We start from the raw sequence: 20348 nt of genomic DNA on the forward strand, positions 1-20348 counted from the left end.
TAAAGTATTAGCAAAACTTTAAACACATTAGGCTTCACTGATTCTAGTCCAATAAAAGCTTAGCATGAAATCAACTACGAGTCCAGTTAGAATTGCTGCTTATCTGTTAAGTTTTGCCTTCTATTTTTTCTATAAACTTTTGAAATATTTTTCTAATCTTTCTTCTAAAGTTGCTGTTGTATCTGCAAAACTAATTTTAATAACAATATTGCCACATCTAAAACAATAAGGATTTTTAACTTGTCTTATAAAATCTTTTTTTCTTTCCTCTACTGATAAATCTGTATTAACTTTTACCGTTTTTATATCAACTAAAGTAGCTGGATCTACTTTGCGTATATCTATATTTTTCATTTCTTCTATATCAGATGCTCTAATCATAAAATCGCTCCTTTCAAAAAAATTAAAGCAACTATTTTTATAACTGCTCAATATCATGATAAAAAATATTCTTCTTTTTTAACTTTCTTATTTATTTCATCTAAGATGGTCATGATACTGTGCTTTCGTTGCTTGCCATTTGTAGTAGCAAAGGTAGTTTTCCTGCTATACAATATATTCAGTTTTCAAAGATCAAGAAAAGGTCATAAAAAATCCCCTTCACTTCTTAAGCCGAAAAAGTGAAGGGGTGTCCGGATTTTTGTTATTATTAAAATGATATCTGCATTTTTTCTAATTAATTTATTCTAATCTATTAGTTTAATATTCTCTATACTTTATATTTAATCTATATAATACTTACCTTCCAATAACCTATAAAAATTAAACTGTATAATTCAAGGAGAGTACAAAATGTCACTCCCCCCATGACATCTATATATTAGCTTTTTTATCTTATCAAATAAATATTACCATTCCCCTATTATCAGTAAGCATATGAATAATTTTTTCTTTTTCTAATACATTACCTTCTCTTTATTAAGATTTTCATAAAGGGGCGTGGGGATTCCCACTCTTCAAACACTATTGGCTATACCAATAGGAAGCTTGCCCTCACCAAAGCCAAAGGCTTTCTTCTTGGTCTTATGGGTATTGAAAATAAAGTTTCTCAAAATTAACAAGCTCACATCAGGAATACTTATCTAATCTTTTTTTCATTCTTTTATAAGATTGCATATTCTTAAATATTTTGATACAGACCTACCTGAAAGATTATAAGTTTTCCCTTTTTCATCTGCACTTATCAACTTTCCGCCAACTTGGCGTGAAGTTTCATCACCCTTGATTTCATTAGCTTTTAGCAGACTTTCTATCTCTTTTAAATTTCTGTTCTTTTACTTTGAGAAGTTAGTGCCTTATCATGCTGTTTAATGCAGTAATCTTTCTGAATAAAGCATATCACTAAAAGAACGCTGCATAAGATTGGTTTTAGTTAAAATAAGCATTGCTTCTTCATCTTCAAGGTTTTCCTTAATAACTAAAGGTTGCTAGGCTCTACTAATCAAAACTTATCCAACAAACTTTCTTGTGCTAATTATTCTGAAAAAGAGCTACAGCAAATTGCTGAAGCTTTGTTATAACTATACGTTATTGGATTATATTAATTCTTTAATTCTTTAGTTTTTTAATTTCTATTGTAGACATAATTAACCTTATTACATAACTATACAATTATCTGAAATTAAAATTTTTACCTTTTAATTGTTTTCTTTAAAACAACATCCCATCGTAATATTATACAAATTTTCGAGTACGCCTCCTTAATTCCCAATAATGTTACAATATATTAATATTTTTCATAAACATATAAAAATCAACAACAATTTCAAAGTATACAATTTACTAAATACAAAAGACCATGAAGTCTCAATCCATAGCTTTCTTCATAATCTTTCTCTATTTTATATTAAATTTAAAATAACATATCCCCTTACACCCTATCAAATACCAACTCTTACCTTAACACCATTAATTTGCTCTTTATTCTTAAAATCATCACTATTTGTGTTAAAGTTAAAAAAGCTGGTAAAGTGCATGAATTCAAGGATTATTAGGTATCTTTGCGTTGTATTCCTACTACTGTCTCCATATGGGTAGTGTAGTCTTTAAAGATACTAACTATAAACGTTTTAAAATCAGTGATTCGGGTGGTTGTGTTTTGTTTTTTATCCTTTATGTAAAATTCATTAATATACGGTAATATAGTAATTCGTAATAAGTAGCTTCAAGGTTCTCTTAATTAATATTTGTAGTTTATTAGTATATAAGGTTATTACTTACGGCATATAGATCTTTTATTGTGAATTAGGTACTATTAGAGATTTATTCTTTAATGGCTTTTATTTTTGATAGAACATATGTATTATACTTTTCAAAAAATTCAATAATTATTCGCTGCTCCTCTTTAGAAAAAGATTTTAAGAAATCTTTTTCATCTTCTTCCAATTTCTTGTGTCTGGTTTCATGTTTATCAAAGATTCTCTTACCTGAGTCTGTAAGTTTGAAATAGACTTCTTTTCTATTCCCCTCAATATTGTACTTAACAATATATTTTTTCCGTAATAGTTTTGTACTTATTTTTGTGATGCCTCCTTTGGTGATATTCATATCGAGTGCAATATTTGTAACATTAGGTTTATTACTGTTCTCTATTTTATCTAAACAATGAACTTCAGTGAGTGTCAAATTCTCATACGTTTCCTTGCTAAATTTCTCATAAAACTGCTCAGAGTTATGTAAAAAAGTCTGTTTTAAATCAAATAAGTAATTCTCCATTATAACCTCCTGCATTTTAAAGTTTTTTCGTTGCCATATCAAAATACGTGTGAAAACTTCTGTTCATGTGTTAAAGTTTCACTATTCTAAAAATACTATATCAGAAATCCTACTGTTTGCCAAAAGTTTCATAGAAAGAATTATAAAAAACTCGTACCGTCACCAAATGTTCAAAAAACAACAAATATAACATATGAAAAACTAGAATTCGATTGAGTTTTTAAAATATTGTTTACAAGGAAACAATATTATGATATTATTTCCTTGTAAACAATATCAGCTATGCTTATAAGTCGATTATATTTTATATCATTTTGTTTATAGATATGAAATTAAATTAAACAAAACCAATAAGAATGATTACTTAAATATGATTAAGGGGACTTTAAGCTATTGAAAAATAAACCTAAATGGAGGAGATTAGATGTTATTAGATTTAACGCTTCCTATTAATATTAAAACAAAAGAGAAAGCAGAAAAAAATGAAAAGATAGTGGCGTATGGACACTTAGGAACTCATTTCGATATTATGGATAAGGAATTTCCACTAGAATATGTAGAAAGAGATGCCATTGCTTTTAATGTATCAGCGATAACGGATCGTGAAATCGAAGCAGATGATATCAATATGGAGTTAGTTAATGAAGGTATGTTTGTTGGATTCTATTCTAATTTTATTGAAAAATATGATTATGGGACTAAAGAATACTTTGCTAAGCATCCTGAATTGTCAAAATCTTTGATTGCTAAATTGCTTGAAAAGAAGGTCTCAGTAATTGGAATTGATTTCGCGGGTGTAAGACGTGATGTTGAACATACTGAAACCGATCAATATTGTGCTAATCATGGTGTTTTTATTGTTGAAAACCTATGTAATATGAAAAAACTTCTCGGAGTTGAAAAGTCAATTCAATTTAAGGCAAATACTTATCCACTCAATTATAAAGGTCTTACTGGAATTCCGTGTCGAGTTGTTGCGAAAGTATAAAAGTATTTTAATTTAGATAATGAATAAAGACACTACCCTCTTTTGTAATACAAATAGAGGTTAGTGTCTTATAAAAAATAAAATATTATAGAAAAAAAATTACTAAAGCTAGAAAAGAATACTTACGACACTTAGATTCTTTTGAAAAAGAAATATTAAAAGAAATGATGAATACAGCAGACAAGACATTAAAACTACCGGTATAACTCTATTAACCACTCATTCTTTACTTAGTCGGTTGGTTGGTTTTAGTTATTGGTTCTTGTTATATGGTTCTTCTTTATAGGACAGCTGTGTCATATGGTTTATGTCATCCCTGTCCGCTGGTTTTGGTCAGACGTCTCCGACATATCCTGGGGCTTGGTCAGACGTGTTATGCTATTTGACCACGCATGTCCTAGTGTTTCTCCTTCTCAATCTCCTTAACTGCGGTCAGATATGTCCAAATCGTCCTTCTTGGTTAGTGTTTGACAATCTACCGTGTGTTAAGGGCTTAAGGTGTTTACCCAATCCATTTCTCATACTATTCTATGTCGGACTAAAAGCGCGTTTGTGACGGTTTCGCTTGCCCTCACTTACTATAGCAAGTAAATAATGCAAATACATTATTTACTTGCTACATTTTTTGCACCTCTGATGTGCTTGTGGGGAGCTTATCTAAAACTGCATTACACGCTATAAAGCGTGAAATGTAGTTTATATTTACTATTTAGCTTGTTTAGTTTTTATATATGAAATATTATCATTCTGTGGTTTTTCTATAGAAAGAGCTTCTAAAGTATCTTCATTAAGAATAATATCTAATTCATTTGATATTTCTATTGGCATTTTTGAAATATCTTCCCCTTGCAATACTTTAACAGCCATTTCTCCTGTTTTATATCCTAATCTATAATAATTAATTCCCTGAGTAGCTAGTGCTCCTAATTCTACAGAACCACTTTCTGATGCGATTACTGGAATTTTATTTCCTATTGTTTTCTCTACAATAATTGGCATAGAAGATACAACTAGTTGATCTGTAGGCACATATAATACATCTATTTTATTTACTAAGCTCGTAACTGCATTATTAACTTCATTAGTGCTGCTAACCCCTACTTCAACAACTGAATAACCATATTTTTTACATTGATCTTTTAATTCATCTACTTGAACCTGAGAATTTACTTCACTTGTGTTATACAATACCCCTATATTTTTAGCCTCTGGTACAAGAAGTTTAATTAAGTCCAATTGTTTATTAACCGGTATATAATCAGAAGTTCCTGATACATTTGTATTTGGTTTTTCTAAAGCTTCTGCCAATCCAGCGGAAACAGGATCTGTTATTGCACTAATCAATATTGGTATTTCCTTAGTTGCATTGTAAGCTCCTTGAGCTGAAGGAGTAGAAATTGCAAAAATTAAATCCTTTTTCTGAGATACGAAATTTTTAGCAATCATTTGTGCTGTAGGTAAATCTCCCTGAGCATTTTGGAAATCTATTTCTATCTTTTCCCCATCTTTATATCCATTATCCTCAAGAGCTTTAATAAATCCATCTCTATTTTCATCTAATGCACTGTATTCTACAATTTGTGTTACACCAATTTTAATTTTCTTCTCCCCTTCATCCTTCTTAGCACATCCTGATAAAAGAACTGCTCCTAAAAGAATCCCCGCTGTAATGTTTTTTAATAATTTTGTTCTATTCATAATTATTCCTCCCTGTTAATTCTTGATTTTAAATTTTCTTTTTAAAGTTTTACCATTAATAACTAAACAGCATATTCAAATTTTTCTAATATATTTTCAATGGTCAACTGCTTTTTTTCTTCTTCATTTAAGTCCAATATGATTCTTCCTTTATGGAGCATTATCAATCGACTTCCATATTTGAGTGCATGACTTAAATTATGAGTAACCATTAATGTTGTAATATTTTTTTCCTTTACAATTTTTTCTGTCAAATCCATAATTTCGTCAGATGTTTTTGGGTCTAAGGCTGCTGTATGCTCGTCCAAGAGCAGCACTTTAGGATTAGCGACAGATGCCATAATAAGCGAAAGCGCTTGTCTTTGTCCCCCAGATAGATATTTTACTTTAACATCTAAAAATTTTTTTAAATCCAAAGATATATCCTTTAACAAGTCTTCTAATGATTCTTTTTTATGACGAAGACATTTTTTAAAATTTATTAACTTTCCTTTATTCAATGCTAGAGATAAATTCTCTCTAACCGTCATAGATGGACAAGTTCCTAAAGATGGATTCTGAAAGACTCTACTTATTATTGACGTTCTTTTATGTTCTGGTAAAGAGGTTAAATTTATATCTTCTAAATTAATTTCACCAGAGCTTTCTTTTAAAAGTCCTGAAATAATATTTAACAAAGTGGATTTTCCTGTACCATTACTCCCAATAATACAGATAAACTGACCTTTCTGTACTTCTAAACAAAGATTATTAAATAATATATTGTCCTCCCCATAGTGATTTGGAAAACTTTTAGATAATTCTTTAATTTTCAGCATATGCCCTTCTCCTTCCTATACATATTTTTTCTTTTATTGATATATTTACATTGCCTAAAGTTAAAAATACTATGATGACAAAAGAAGTAATTAATTTTAAATCAGTTGCACTTAAACCTGCATTGATGGCTAAAAATACAACACATTGATAAATTATAGTTCCCGCAAGAATTATGCTCGTCTCTTTCAAAATACATAATTTTCTTAACATTGATTTTCCAATAATAATAGAAGCAATACCCAGGACTAAAGTTCCAGTACCCATAGATACATCTGAAAAGCCTTGATATTGAGCCATAATACCTCCTGATAAGCTAACTAATCCATTGGCTATCATAAGACCTATAATCTTTATCTTACCTATTTCTATACCAAGAGATTGAACCATTTGAGAATTATCTCCTACAGCTTTGATAGTATATCCTAACCCTGTTTGTAAAAATACATCCAGTAAAACCTTTAATGTTATTGCAATTACTAAACAGAATATCAGCGGTGAAAAACCTATTTTAAATAAATGATTTTCATTAAATAGCGGAATATTTGCTCTTCCCATGATTCTTAAATTTACAGAATATAAAATTCCCATTACTAAAATCCCTGAAAGTAAATTTGATATTTTTAATTTAACATGCAATATTCCAGTTAATAATCCAGCTAATAATCCTCCTATTACAGCAAATATACATCCCAGAACAGGTGAAAATCCACTCTTTAAAGTTACTGCAATAATTGCTCCTCCAAGTGCAAAACTCCCGTCTGCAGATAAATCAGGAAAATCTAAAATTGAATAGCTTATATACACCCCCAATACCATAATTCCTAAAATTAAACTTTGTGTTACAACACCAGTTAGTGCCTCCATACTAATTCTCTCCTTTCAAAATAAAAAAAATAAAAGCCCCATGGATTCCCATGCGGCTGAATATACACATCAATATACATAGATAAAAATGAGCATAAAAATACCGCATAGATAATCTATGCGGCTTATAGTTATATATCATAAAGAATGAATAACTCATATTAATAGCCAACATAGATACAAACCCTAAAACTTAAAGATTGCTCTTGGGGTTTGTATCTACGTTTAAATATCTTCCAAATTAAACAAACATACAAACCCTATATAAATTGACTATTAAAAAAGAATTGTAATTGTCCGTTTAATAAAATATTCATTCCTCTTCTCTCCTTAAATCGTTTTTTTTAATTCTAACTAACATTTGGTTATTTGTCAAGAAAATTTTATACTTTTTTAAACATTTAAGAATAATTCTCTGCATATACACTCACACCTTATTCATTTTTACTTAAATTACTTACTAATTGTTTATTCTTAATTTCTGCGACAATTAATATAATGATAGGCAAAATCACAAAAAATAGAAAAGAATAATAGGGATATATTTCTGCACCAAATTCTTTAGCAACAATTATACTATCAAAAGTCAAATAGGATGTAGCTATTACTAATATGGCAACGAGTGTTACTATACACTTATAGTCTTTACATCTGAATACTTTAGCAATACCTTTACATGTCGCTGATAATGTTATACTAATTTTTATAAAGCCGCCTAGTATTAATACACTACCTATAATTATTTCTGATCTTTTAAAAATATCTATATATTTAGCAGTCTCATAAGATGTATAGTATATTCCTGAAACTGTATGTTCTCCTAAAACTAAAAAATTAGTTACTGAAACTGCAAATACTACAATTCCCGATAGCAATAAACCTAAGATATAAACTTTATAAGGAGATCTTTTTGTTTTAAAAGAAGAAAAAAACATAGTAAATGCTAATGTTTCTCCAAATGGGAATGACAATGTTGCAAAACTACCTATTAAAATTGCTTTTTTATTATCAAAAAATAAAAAAGGGAGAATATTATCAAAATTCATTTTAGGAATTGCTAATATTATCATAATTATTATGAAGAAAGTAAATATAGGTAAAAAAACTCTGTCCAACGAACTATTACATCAAAGCCTGCTAATACTACCCCAGCACATAATGTCATATATACTATTATTGGTATAAGCATTGGAGTATTATTCAAAGTGACTGTGATTGTGAAGCAACTTAGATTTTTCACAATATTACTAGTTACATCATACATATACCAAATAAATAATAGCATAATTCCTTTCCCAATAAATTTACCTAAGCAAAATTCAATAATATCAAACAAATCTTTATTTGGAAATAAATAATGAAGTCTAGCATATATAAGCATCACAGGAACCCCCATAGATATAGATAAAATAATGACTATCCATAAATTTTGTTCAGCTTGTAATCCCAGCGTTTCCATTGAGGTCTCCCCTATTATAAAAGCCATAATAAGTATAACTCCTTGTTTATCAGAAATAACTTCTCCATTCATATTTGCTCCTCCAAGTAAAAGATCGCCATTATCATACTTATTTAATCAAGTGTTAAATTTATCTTAACCAAGTTAACTCAAATTAATGAATATCGCTTAATATTCCCCCTCTACATTGCACAATATATTACAATTGCTAATTTGAGGTAGTATTAATATTTTTATTTTATACTTATAATTCCTTTAGTTCTAATCATAATTTTTCAAAATTAATAATTATTTAAAACATAACTTATTTTTTTAAGAAGGATTGTAAGGTATTTTTATTTGATTTACGTTTAACAAGTATCAAAACGAAAAAAATTAGTGAATTTATACAAAAAAGGAACGTCATTTCCAGCGCCCTTCTTTTTAACTTATAAACATCTCCAAATATTTTATAATTAAACACATACATAGCCTTAAATTTTTTTTAATAAAATTCTCTATTTTCTATGCACTATCTTATTTTCTATAAATATTTTCAAGACCTTGCCATTCGGCTGAAAATTTTCCTTAGCTTTTTACTTTTCCGGTACATCACTTTAAACGTTTAGTAACTGCTTACCAAATGTCCTTTTTTCATATGACCGTATGCATACAGTTGGTGAAAAAAGAAACCACAGGGATTATTGACTCGCTTGTGGAAACTTATCAAATTATTCGAGAAAATTATCTACTCTAATCTTCTCGAAGTTCCTATTCCAATATCTATTTCAAATTTCTCTTTTGGTATTTTAATGTATTATGTTGTATACAGAATATAACGATCTGACACACCAGATGGTTCCATTATCACCCAATCGATATCCTCACTAATCATAAGAGTCGCTATCTTATCTGTTTGAATATCAATCGCGATATTCATTTCTTCGCCTGTAGAGACATTTCTTATATACAGTCTTGCACGACTATTGATTTGATATACATTAATCAAATCAATTCGATACTCATATTTCTCATCTGAAGTAATTTTTAATGGATCGCTTGTAATTTTTTCAGTTAACCACCCTTGTGTATTAACACTTTGAATTAAGAAAACAGAAAAAATTAAAAACAAAATCACACCAGAAAAGAAACCTACATAGAAGATTCCCTTTAAATTATCATATTACCAACACTATTTTTAAACACATCCTATGAAATTAATTGCTAATATTAATTTTTCAGCATAAAAAAATTGGACTAAATCAGCAAAACCCTCATGTTTAAAAGATTTTCTAATTTAGTCCTAATATAACAGCACCATCTATAATTAAATAATCAAATTCATCACATTTGAATACAAGTATCACTCATAATAACTATTTAAGCACCTTCACAAGTTCAGGTACAAATAAATTAACTTAATATAAATAGGATATATTAAGAATATATGACTTAAGAAAAGAGAGGACATATAAGATGAAATTTTCTAAAGTATTATTAATGCTAGGTGTATTAATTATTATGATTTTTAATGTCAATACAAAGTGTATTAAATGTGAAGAAGTACAGCCAGAGTTAAGTGAATATAAATCAAATATAAAAAAGAAGGCTTTTTTGACTTTTGATGATGGTCCATCACCTGAGGTTACTTTAGATATTATTAAGGTGTTGAAGAAAAATCAGGTAAAAGGAAGTTTTTTTATAATTGGTAGTAGAGCAGAAGAATATCCCCATATAATTGAAGAGTTGGTTAACAATGAAATGAGCGTATGTATACATAGTTACAGTCATAAATATGAAGATATTTATAAATCCGTAAATGATTATATTGAGGATTTAAAAAAATGCGAAGAGGTTATTAAAAAGCATGTTAAAGGAGATGTAAGCAGATATGTAAGGATGCCTGGTGGTTCTTTTGGAAGTATAAAATCTAAAGCTATGTTAAAAGAAATAAAAGAAGCTATTGTAGATAATGATTTCAAATATATTGATTGGAATGTACCATCTGATGACACACAAGAAAGGTATGTATCGCAAGATTTAATTTTTAGAAATATAAAAAAGAATGTTAAAGGAAAGAATACAGCCATAATTTTAATGCACGATTCTAAATATAAGAAAACAAGCGCAAAGGTTTTGCAGAGAGTCATTGATTATTTAAGAGAAGAAGGATACGAGTTTTATTGCATGGATGATATTACAGAGGAAGATGAAATGTTATTGATAAAAAGTAGAATTATAAACAATGGGGTGGGGGTAACAAGTGAGTTTACTCATATTAAGGATTATGAACCCAAGGTAGAATAAATTTCCATCCAGAGTTCTTTGGGTAGAATGTTGATTAAATTGCCACGCATACTCGTGAATTCATTCATGAGTTAGTGGCAAGAATATATACATATATCAAAGATACATCATAGACGTGTTTATATTTAAAGTATAACAAGGTTGCGTTAGCTTGTTTTTACATAAATATAAAAATATTCACATCAGGGGTGTTTCAAGAAATTATACTAATTTTTCAGCATAAAAAAGCCCTCACAATGTGAGAGCTTGGCTTTGTATTCCAAATAAATTTCTAATATACTAAAATTTTATTAATTTCTATAATTATTCTTCCACAAACAGTGATACAAATTCAAACTTATTACAATCCACCAATCCCCTATTGGTTAATCTTAGTTCTGGTAGGCAAGCAAGTGAAATAAGTGCCATTGTCATAAATGGTGAAACTATATCACATCCGATTTGTTTCCATGCACTATCTAATTTTTCTACCATTTCAGCCATTTCTTCTAAAGGCTTATTACTCATAAGACCTGCTATTGGTAATGGAACTAAACCTAATACTTTGCCATCTTGTACCGCTACCATTCCTCCACCACATTCTATTAATGTATTAGCAGCTAATGACATATCCTCATCATTTGTTCCTATAACTAGTAAATTGTGAGCATCATGAGCAACTGTTGCAGCCATAGCCCCTCTTTTAATGCCAAATCCTTTAACAAATCCATATCCTGCTGTTCCAGTTTCATGGTGTCTTTCAAAAACAACTGCTTTTAAAACATCTTTACTTGGGTCACATTGAACTTTATCATCTTTAACCTTAAGCTGAATATGTCTCTCATATGTACCAACTCTTTCAGGTATGATTTCAATAACCCTTGCAGTTACCTCTTTTTTATTCTCAGCCATAATATTAAAGGAAACTGGTGTTATTTTATCTTTAATATGCATAGAATGCATAGCATCTTCAGGATAAGCATATTCAGCTATTGATGTAGTTAACACTCCATCCTTTGCAACTAAATTTCCATCTATAATAACTTTTGTTATTTTTACATTTTTTAAATCTTCTATAAATACAATGTCTGCGCATTTTCCTGGAGTTATAGAACCTAATTCATGATCCATTTGGAAACATTGTGCACAGTTTATTGTTACCATTTGAATTGCAGTTAATGGGTCTATCCCTTCTTCTATAGCACGTTTTATAATATGATCTAAATGTCCATCTTTAAGCAATGTATGTGGATGAGTATCATCAGATATTAAAACAGCAAATCTACTATCTACTTTATTTTCTGTAATTGACTTACTTACTTCCTTTAAATCATGCCATGCAGAACCCTCTCTAAACATTGCATACATTCCAAGACGCATTTTAGCAAGGGCATCTTCAGCTCTTGTAGATTCGTGACAACATCTTACACCTGATGCAATATATCCATTTAACCCTTTTCCTGTTTCAGGTAAAGAATAATGTCCCGTTACTGTGTTATTAGCTTTTAAAGTTTCTCCTACCACTCCATGAGCATGATCTGTAGAATAAAGTATACCTGGAAAATTCATCATTTCTCCTAGACCAACTACTTCATCCCACTTCATTGTTTCTGCAACATCTTTTGGTCCTACAGCTGCTCCTGTATCTTCAAAACCGGGAACTGCTGGTACACAAGATGGTGTAGTTACCATATTTTTAAGTGGAGTACCCTTCCCATCTTCAATCATATAGCGTACACCATTCAATCCAAGTACATTACAAATTTCATGTGGATCCATATATATTCCAACAGTACCATGTGGAACTACTGAACGAGCATATTCACTTACACTTAACATTGATGATTCAACATGAATATGACCATCTAAAAAACCTGGTGCAATATATTGACCTTTTGCATCAATCACTTCTGTGTTTTCTCCTATACAATGTTTTGCATCACCTACTAATGCAATTCTCCCACAACTAATTGCTACATCTATATTTTCAATAACTTCTCTTGTACAAACATTTATAAGCTTTGAATTTGTAATTACCATATCAGCTGATTCAAATCCCTGTGCTACACTTGATAAAGTTTTACTTACCTCCCAAAGAGGCTTTGTATTAAATTTATTAAACATCTTTCTATCTCCTTTTATCTTTTTATAAATTTCATGCTCATAATATTAAAAAAGACGATAAGGTTTTCATACTATAAATGAAAACCTTATCGTCCATTATTTTAGATAATAAAAATAAATATTTAAAATAACCATAAGTAGGATTCCACTCATAGTTAGACAATTTAAGGTTATCTAGTAGAAACTTCCCTCCATATTTGGGAATTATATGAGCAAATTATTAAATTAAAACTATATAAACAAGTCTACAACATCTTTAAATAAAATCAAATTAAGTAAAATAATTGATTATTTAAAAGAATTCGTAACCTGATATTATCAAAGTTAACCTTTTAAGTCAATATTTTTACAAATATCAATATAAAAAGACGCAAATTACCAGCAAACGCCGCGAAAGATTATTATGTAATAGAGTGTGGCAATAGTTTTGTGTAAAGCTCATTAAATTTCAGAAATGAATATACTTTATTTTAACTAGGAAGAAGTTATAAATTGAACTCATTCCTAGTTTTACTCATTTATAAAAAAATATTACAGTTAAATTCAAAAAAGTTGTCATTCCTATAATCTCTTATTTAGGACATGCTTAATTATACTGCATTTATATCAAATCTTTCTTCAAAGTGTATTGCTAATTGCCCTAGTATTGTTGCCCAACACCTAACACTTTGAGTCCATTTATTAGTTGAATCTATTGTTGCCAAGTACAACATTTTAAATAAACCTTCATCAGACGGGAATATGCTTCTATTCTTCGTAACCTTTCTCAACTGCCTGTTGTAGCTTTCCATTGCATTAGTTGTATAAATCATCTTACGTATTTCTTCAGGGTATTTAAAGAATGTAGCTAACTCTTCCCAGTTATTCTCCCATGATTTTATTGAAATTGAATATTGGTCATTCCATTTGTCTTTAAATTTTTCAAGCTCCATTAACGCTGATTCTTCAGTTGATGCTTTATAAACTAATTTTAGATCAGCACAGAATTCCTTTCTGTGTTTATAAGAAACATATTTTGTTGAGTTTCTTATTTGATGTACAATACAGCGTTGTATCTCTGTTTCAGGATATATTGCTTTAATTGCATCACTGAATCCAGTAAGCCCGTCAATTGCTGCTATAAAGATATCTCTTACGCCTCTATTCTTTAAGTCCGTTAGGACTGTGAGCCAATATTTTGCACTTTCATTTTTGCCAATCCAAATTCCCAGTACATCTTTCATACCATGAATATCTATCCCAATTATTATATAAGCAGCTTTGTTCATAACCTTACCATCACTTCGTACTTTATAATGTATAGCATCTAAGAAGATTATTGGATATACCGCGTCTAGTGGTCTGTTTTGCCACTCATGAGCATGTGGAAGTATCTTATCAGTAATTCGTGATATTAATGTATGAGATGCGTCTATTCCATATATATCCTCAAGATGTTTACTTATATCTCTAGTAGTCATCCCCTTAGCATACATACCTAGCACCTTATCCTCTATGCTTGATACGTCATTCTGATTTTTCTTAACAGCCTTCGGCTCAAATTCTCCGTTTCTATCTCTTGGTACGCTCAATTCCATTTCACCAAGATCTGAAATTACTTTTTTTGAGCTATAACCATTGCGACTGTTGCTAGTATTCTTATTTTTATAATCATACTTTGTGTAGCCTAAATGATCATCAAGCTCCGCTTCTAACATCTCTTGAAGGGTACCTGAAAATACCTCTTTCAATGCACTTTGAATATCTTTAGCTGATTTTAGATTGTTTGCACTAATAAATTCTCTTAAAAGTTCTTTTCTTAAAACCATAATAGTCTGTGTACCTCCTATGAATACTATTTTTAAGTATACCCATTTTGAGGTTTACACAGACTATATTACAGACTCATGTAATAAATTAATATTACGTCATCAATATATAAATAAAACTTCATAATAGCTATCATATCATCTATCTACGCTATTACTTTTGAATCATTTGTATAATCTATAGGACACTATACAACAAAAGCAGACCTTGATATATTCGAAGACCCTATAAAGATATGACCATCTCCATCCTCTCCAGTAAAACATCTATTATTTATCTCAATACCCTTCTCGGATATACTTTCTATAGAAACTTCTTTTATCTCTTCTATCATATTTATCACCTTTTAAGTTATTTTAATTTCTTCCTCAACAATTATTTAACTGGAAATAATTGAGGTTTTTCATACCCTTCTCTCTTTTCTCTTTCTTCTTTTTCTTCTCTTGCTTCTCTTTCTTCTCTTATTGAATCCATTGCGGTTTTAAGCCACCCCAATTCTTTTCTTACAAACATCTTTGAGTCAACCCACCCTAAAATATCATCATGTGTCAAGTGATCAATTTTCTCATATCTCATACCAAACTTCTCAAATTCACGCTTAAATACTATTATTACTTCCCCATCTTTAACAATGTGAGTAATCTTTAGATTTAAATTCTGTTCATCAGCTAATTTCTGAAGTTCTTTAACGAATTTATAATATTTTATGCTGTCTATCATTGCTTTCATCTCCCAAATTCAGTATAATTAGTTATTGATAGTTTTATTAAGGTTAATACGGTTATGTCGCCAAACATTTCCCCTAATTGACTTTAATATTTTTTAAATCATCTATTTTTAATAGGTGATTTTAATCTCCTAGAACCAAAGTCACAGTCACCACCCGAATTATCAAAATTAACAATTGCATATGAAACTTAATGCTTTATTTAATTTATCAGGTAGGTCATATGGAATGGCATGTCCTATTCCTTTATTAACATAGAATTCATAGGGTAGATTAACTTCTTCAAATACTTTAATCATTTCATCCTGCTCCTCCAATGGTATTAAAACTTCTCCTTCCATAAATATCCCCCTAACACCTCTTTCAGCAGCAAGCTTAACATTCTCATTAGTAAATGATTCTGGAATATCTGGACCTAAGGCGATAAACCCCTTTATAGGAATAACATTGGCAAATGTAATATCTAAAGCTGTTATTGCTCCCCCAGAAAACCCTCCAACTACTACATACTTTTCATCAATAGAATAATTGTTTAGTATTAAGTTATAACATTTCTTAATGTCATTTCTAGAAATGAGTGAATTTATTAACCAACCATAACCATTATGATGGTATAACTGTGAAGATTGAACATATACAAAAATAAAATCGCTTTTTAAAAACTCATCCGGTTTCCAGTATTCACTAAACTCACCTATATTTCCAGGATCACCATGCAATGCAATAAATAATGGATACTTCTTTCCTTCAATATAATTACTAGGTAAATGTACAGCATATTTAAATCCTGCCTTTTCACTAGCACTTGTTAATAATAGTTCGTTTTTGCCCTTAAGTTCCATATATCTGTTATCTTTTTTCATAGCAATTAAGTCAAAAATATCATTATCACATGCAAATCCTTCATTAATTAGATGTGATAATACATCAATAGATTCTTCATACATTCCTTCTGCACAATAAAATTCAGCTTTTGAAAGCATTATTTCAAAAAAATATTTATCAAATTCCTTTTTAGGAAGATATTTTGACGCATGTTCTAATAAATTTAAGGCTTCTTTATATTTATTTTGGTTATAAAGAGTAGTAATTTTACTTTCAAATTCCCAATACTTTTTATATTTCATATTAAGTTCTCCTTTTGTCTAAAGTAGTGTCAAGTTTGACTCCCTGTTTGATTATTTAAATACTTATATATCATGGGCTACAGAGTGTTTTGTATAAAAAAATAATGACCCCTTCTAAAAAACCTTAATACTAATTTACACATATTTCATATTGTAACATGTTCCCCCACTTATCATCAATAAACGCCTTATTATATTTACCATTTGCTTTTTCATGAACCAGGGTCACAATCACCACGCGATTTCTTTTTGCATAAAATTTTGAATCAACCCACTTAAGGTGTAAAAAAATAACCATATCAGACATAGCTGATATGGTTGGTACCTCTCATCAAAATTTAACTAACAAATTTAATCGTTTAATTCACACTTACTTAATTTATGAAAGTGGAAATATACTTAGTCTATTACAGAAGGAAGGATACACTTCTTAATAAGCTGCCATCTATCACGAGGTTTAGTGATTATTTTAGATGCGATTGCTACCACCAAGTCTTTTTCTGGTATGCAGCAAATGATATTACCGCCATCACCTATCGCTGAATATGCAAAGACTCCATCTTCTTCCTGTAACCACCATAGGTAACCATATTTGTTGGAGTTCATTGCTGTTGATTCATCAATCCATGACTTAGAAATAATATGATTACCATTCCAAACGCCACCATTCACATATAGAAATCCAAATCGTGCCATATCTCTAGGGGTTAGTGTAAGTCCCCATCCACCTGTGGAGTTACCAATGGGATCTTTGACCCACCCTTTTACATTTTTCCCGAATAAATCTTCATATCCATATGCTTTCATTTCATAATCCAGAATTACCCTCATGCCAATAGGTTGAAATAAGCACTCATTGGCAAACTCTCGGGCGCATTTTCCTGTGGCACGAGCGATGATAGCAGAAAGTAGGTGAGCTCCTGCAGTGGAATATTTAAAAGCGCCAATTTTTCCATTTTGCCCTAGTTGGTCAAGGGTATATTTTACCCAGTCTGGTTGTCTACACAGTCTGTCTAGCGGTTCCTGCCAGTTCTTAAAGGGATATGGAGCAGTCATTGTGAGAAGATTACGTATGGTTATTGCTCCTTTCTGTATATCAGCAGGATTAGAAACATATTCAGGGAAGAAATCCAGCACCTTCTGATCAACACTTTTGATATATCCTTTGTCTATTGCAATACCAATTAGGGCAGATATAATACTTTTTGTCACGGATGCTACATGGAAGGTATCCTTAGGACCATAACCATTATAATATCTTTCAAAGACAATATTTCCTTGACGTACAACAACTATCCCATTTATATTGTTATATTGCGACATTATAATAGGTTCAAGCTCTGAGAGCTTTTTCGAGTCCATTCCTACTGCTACGGGGTCTGCATTTTGCCATTTAATAGTTGGCCAGTAGTCTCTTTCCATTATAAATACCTCCCTGTTATAGATTTTGAGTTTTTTTTCAGCGTCCCGGGAGAACCTTCTGCAATGATATATCCTCCTTTTTCGCCTCCTTCTGGACCAAGTTCAATAATCCAATCGCAGGTTTTTAGAACTTCTGTATCATGTTCAACCACAATGACAGAATTTCCTTTTGCTATAAGTTCATCCAATAACTTAATAAGTTTGGCGGTATCATGTAGACTAAGACCTGTAGTGGGTTCATCCAGCACATAAAGAATATTACCTTTTCGTCTTTTGCCAATCTCTTTGGCAAGTTTAATCCTTTGGGATTCACCACCACTTAAAGTAGGGGTAGGTTGACCTAGTTTGATATAACCCATGCCGATTTGTTCAAGAACTTTCAAGGTTGACACTATACTTATATTATCTTCGAAAAAACCTACCGCTTCAGACACACTCATTTCAAGGATATCGTGGATATTTTTATTCTTATATTTAATAGATAGAGCCTCATCATTAAATCTTTTCCCATGGCACTCACTACATGTTTTATCTATGCTTAAATTACTTGCTAACCATATTTTTTCATAACCACTGCCGCCACATTTAGAACAAGCACCTTTGGAGTTGAATGAAAAATGGCCTGCAGTGAATTTTTGTTCGATTGCTTCTAGTTGATGAGCAAACAGGATACGTATTTTATCCCAGATACCAATATAAGAGACAGGGTTTGAATTCATATTTCTACCAATTGGAGCTTGAGATATTTCTGCGTATCCTGAAATATATTCCATACCCTCTAGTCTATCTGCAACGGTTTCTTCCACTACAGATTCATCTTCATTATCTATTTCATTTTCTTCAATATCTGTTCTATCATTATCCAATTGGTTATTAAAATAGCTTTTAATAAGAGGAAGTAGCGTATCTGCTATAAGTGAACTTTTCCCACTTCCTGACTTACCAGCTATTCCCACCATAGCTCTTAAAGGGAATGATACAGTCACATCTTTAAGATTATTTGTGTTTGCATTCCGAATGACAATCCTTGGTCTTTCTTCATCATATATAATACTTTGATGTGTTGTTCTGCTTGGCATAGTTAACTTACCTGAAAGATACTGCCCTGTGATTGTTTCCTTACATTGAAGTAAACCTTCCAAGTCTCCCTGATATATTACCTGCCCCCCACGTATACCAGCTTTGGGTCCAATATCAATAATATGCTCTGCCATTTTGATGGTATTTTTATCATGCTCTACCACAATGACTGTGTTACCTAATTCCTTCAATTTATTAATGGATTTCAAAATATCGCTCTTTTCAGATTCATGTAATCCTGCTGTTGGTTCGTCAAGCACGTAGATTAATGAATCCATCTTTGAATCCAGATGGGCATTTAGAAATAGCCTTTGGATTTCTCCACCGCTCAAAGTTGACATTTCTCTGTATAAGGATAGATGACCTAAGCGGGATTTTATTAAATGCTTCGTCTTGACTAGTATATCTTTAAGCAAGTTCTCCCCAAATTGAGTTAATATAGCTTGTTTTAATAATCCTTCAAGAAACTTATGTATTTCTGAAATGGTCATTTTCCCAAGTTCACCAATATGCTTGCCACTTAAAAGTACTCTGCGTGCTTCTTCTCCAACTCGAGATCCATGGCAGTCAGAGCAAGTAGTCATAGTATAAATACCATTTAAATCTTCCCCCTTTTGATAACGTCTTTGAAAGATTCTTATCAAAGAATAGCTGCGTTTTCCGTTTTCATAACAACCATAAACCACTTCATTTTTCACATCTTCTGGCAATTGAGAGAATGGCATTGAAAAATACTCTTTAAACTTTTTCTGCAGTAGTTTCATGTAACCGGGAGTAACTTTAACCATATTAAAAACTTGTTTTAGAGTTGTATCATTGTCTGGAATCAGTTTTTCTATGTTAATTTTAAAATATGATCCACGTCCGGAGCACTTCATGCACATTCCACTTGAAGAGTTATATGAGAAATAACTTGGTTCCAAACGTTCTTCTACATTTCCGCAGTTAGCACAGATAAGATTATCATCCAATGGTGTCCCACAAGTGGAACAGATTATTTGTCCTTCACCTGCATAGAGTAATGCAAGCATATTAATAATACTTGTTTTTGAACCTACCGTTGAACGAGGATTACTTTGGCGGATAATATTTTGTTTAACCGCTATGGCAGGACCTAACCCTTGAATACTATCAAATTTGTTTTCATTGTCAATTCCAGCAAATATGCCTAAGGATTGAAGGTATTGTTTACGCCCTTCTTCGAATATGATGTCGAACACAAGACTTGATTTACCTGAACCACTAACGCCT

15 protein-coding genes, 1 pseudogene and 1 riboswitch are annotated in these 20348 nt (G+C 30.8%); of the genes and pseudogenes, 2 read left to right on the top strand and 14 right to left on the bottom strand.

The annotated features are described in order from the left end of the window. Positions 1–129 precede the first annotated feature (129 nt). Both KDK92_RS03735 and KDK92_RS03740 read right to left on the bottom strand, forming a co-directional pair. Positions 130–381: a DUF6870 family protein gene (locus tag KDK92_RS03735; RefSeq protein ID WP_250857709.1), complete on the bottom strand. Its 252-nt coding sequence runs from the start codon at positions 379–381 to the stop codon at positions 130–132. A 1881-nt stretch (positions 382–2262) separates the two neighbouring features. Continuing rightward, complete coding sequence (locus tag KDK92_RS03740) at positions 2263–2715, bottom strand: MarR family transcriptional regulator (RefSeq protein WP_250857710.1); 453 nt, start codon at positions 2713–2715, stop codon at positions 2263–2265. Between the two features lie 424 nt (positions 2716–3139). On the opposite strand from KDK92_RS03740, the gene KDK92_RS03745 reads away from it, so the two are divergent. Next, positions 3140–3703 carry a cyclase family protein gene (locus KDK92_RS03745; protein WP_250857711.1) on the top strand — a complete coding sequence of 188 codons (564 nt, stop codon included), beginning with the start codon at positions 3140–3142 and terminating at the stop codon, positions 3701–3703. A gap of 705 nt (positions 3704–4408) precedes the next feature. Here the strand turns inward: KDK92_RS03745 and KDK92_RS03750 are convergent. From KDK92_RS03750 to KDK92_RS03775, 5 genes and pseudogenes are all read right to left on the bottom strand, one after another. After that, entirely contained in the window at positions 4409–5401 is a 993-nt protein-coding gene (locus KDK92_RS03750) for an ABC transporter substrate-binding protein (RefSeq protein WP_250857712.1), read from the bottom strand. Between the two features lie 62 nt (positions 5402–5463). Beyond that, on the bottom strand, positions 5464–6219 hold the full coding sequence (locus KDK92_RS03755; protein ID WP_250857713.1) for an ABC transporter ATP-binding protein: 756 nt from the start codon (positions 6217–6219) through the stop codon (positions 5464–5466). Next, the gene (locus tag KDK92_RS03760) at positions 6206–7084 is read right to left on the bottom strand and encodes an ABC transporter permease (RefSeq protein WP_250857714.1); all 879 of its coding nucleotides are present in this window, start codon (positions 7082–7084) and stop codon (positions 6206–6208) included. The genes KDK92_RS03755 and KDK92_RS03760 overlap by 14 nt, the downstream gene beginning before the upstream one ends. A gap of 434 nt (positions 7085–7518) precedes the next feature. Beyond that, a pseudogene (locus tag KDK92_RS24890) lies at positions 7519–8615 on the bottom strand (GerAB/ArcD/ProY family transporter). A gap of 724 nt (positions 8616–9339) precedes the next feature. Beyond that, entirely contained in the window at positions 9340–9660 is a 321-nt protein-coding gene (locus KDK92_RS03775; protein WP_250857717.1) for a hypothetical protein, read from the bottom strand. Positions 9661–9998: 338 nt separating this feature from the next. On the opposite strand from KDK92_RS03775, the gene KDK92_RS03780 reads away from it, so the two are divergent. Continuing rightward, the gene (locus tag KDK92_RS03780; protein WP_250857718.1) at positions 9999–10829 is read left to right on the top strand and encodes a polysaccharide deacetylase family protein; all 831 of its coding nucleotides are present in this window, start codon (positions 9999–10001) and stop codon (positions 10827–10829) included. A 303-nt stretch (positions 10830–11132) separates the two neighbouring features. Here the strand turns inward: KDK92_RS03780 and ade are convergent, their stop codons facing one another. The 7 genes from ade to KDK92_RS03815 form a co-directional block, all read right to left on the bottom strand. Then, positions 11133–12932: an adenine deaminase gene (gene ade, locus KDK92_RS03785; RefSeq protein ID WP_250857719.1), complete on the bottom strand. Its 1800-nt coding sequence runs from the start codon at positions 12930–12932 to the stop codon at positions 11133–11135. Between the two features lie 132 nt (positions 12933–13064). After that, a riboswitch (purine riboswitch) is annotated at positions 13065–13164 on the bottom strand. Positions 13165–13522: 358 nt separating this feature from the next. Further along, the gene (locus tag KDK92_RS03790) at positions 13523–14740 is read right to left on the bottom strand and encodes an IS256 family transposase (protein ID WP_250857720.1); all 1218 of its coding nucleotides are present in this window, start codon (positions 14738–14740) and stop codon (positions 13523–13525) included. Positions 14741–14928: 188 nt separating this feature from the next. Beyond that, positions 14929–15084: a phospholipase D-like domain-containing protein gene (locus KDK92_RS03795; RefSeq protein WP_250857721.1), complete on the bottom strand. Its 156-nt coding sequence runs from the start codon at positions 15082–15084 to the stop codon at positions 14929–14931. A gap of 32 nt (positions 15085–15116) precedes the next feature. Further along, complete coding sequence (locus KDK92_RS03800; RefSeq protein ID WP_250857722.1) at positions 15117–15461, bottom strand: hypothetical protein; 345 nt, start codon at positions 15459–15461, stop codon at positions 15117–15119. Between the two features lie 177 nt (positions 15462–15638). Beyond that, positions 15639–16595: a hypothetical protein gene (locus KDK92_RS03805; protein ID WP_250857723.1), complete on the bottom strand. Its 957-nt coding sequence runs from the start codon at positions 16593–16595 to the stop codon at positions 15639–15641. A 399-nt stretch (positions 16596–16994) separates the two neighbouring features. Further along, positions 16995–18017, bottom strand: coding sequence for a serine hydrolase domain-containing protein (locus KDK92_RS03810; RefSeq protein WP_250857724.1), 1023 nt, complete (start codon positions 18015–18017; stop codon positions 16995–16997). Next, the gene (locus KDK92_RS03815) at positions 18017–20317 is read right to left on the bottom strand and encodes an excinuclease ABC subunit UvrA (protein ID WP_250857725.1); all 2301 of its coding nucleotides are present in this window, start codon (positions 20315–20317) and stop codon (positions 18017–18019) included. The genes KDK92_RS03810 and KDK92_RS03815 overlap by 1 nt, the downstream gene beginning before the upstream one ends. Positions 20318–20348: the final 31 nt, after the last annotated feature.

The organism is Oceanirhabdus seepicola (assembly GCF_023684385.1).
Lineage (GTDB): Bacteria > Bacillota > Clostridia > Clostridiales > Clostridiaceae > Oceanirhabdus > Oceanirhabdus seepicola.

Coding starts and splice junctions, on each gene's coding strand:
- KDK92_RS03800 (WP_250857722.1), bottom strand. CDS start 15,461: ATGATAGACAGCATAAAATATTATAAATTCGTTAAAGAACTTCAGAAA.
- KDK92_RS03790 (WP_250857720.1), bottom strand. CDS start 14,740: ATGGTTTTAAGAAAAGAACTTTTAAGAGAATTTATTAGTGCAAACAAT.
- KDK92_RS03780 (WP_250857718.1), top strand. CDS start 9,999: ATGAAATTTTCTAAAGTATTATTAATGCTAGGTGTATTAATTATTATG.
- KDK92_RS03740 (WP_250857710.1), bottom strand. CDS start 2,715: ATGGAGAATTACTTATTTGATTTAAAACAGACTTTTTTACATAACTCT.
- KDK92_RS03750 (WP_250857712.1), bottom strand. CDS start 5,401: ATGAATAGAACAAAATTATTAAAAAACATTACAGCGGGGATTCTTTTA.
- KDK92_RS03805 (WP_250857723.1), bottom strand. CDS start 16,595: ATGAAATATAAAAAGTATTGGGAATTTGAAAGTAAAATTACTACTCTT.
- KDK92_RS03745 (WP_250857711.1), top strand. CDS start 3,140: ATGTTATTAGATTTAACGCTTCCTATTAATATTAAAACAAAAGAGAAA.
- KDK92_RS03810 (WP_250857724.1), bottom strand. CDS start 18,017: ATGGAAAGAGACTACTGGCCAACTATTAAATGGCAAAATGCAGACCCC.
- KDK92_RS03735 (WP_250857709.1), bottom strand. CDS start 381: ATGATTAGAGCATCTGATATAGAAGAAATGAAAAATATAGATATACGC.
- ade (WP_250857719.1), bottom strand. CDS start 12,932: ATGTTTAATAAATTTAATACAAAGCCTCTTTGGGAGGTAAGTAAAACT.
- KDK92_RS03755 (WP_250857713.1), bottom strand. CDS start 6,219: ATGCTGAAAATTAAAGAATTATCTAAAAGTTTTCCAAATCACTATGGG.
- KDK92_RS03760 (WP_250857714.1), bottom strand. CDS start 7,084: ATGGAGGCACTAACTGGTGTTGTAACACAAAGTTTAATTTTAGGAATT.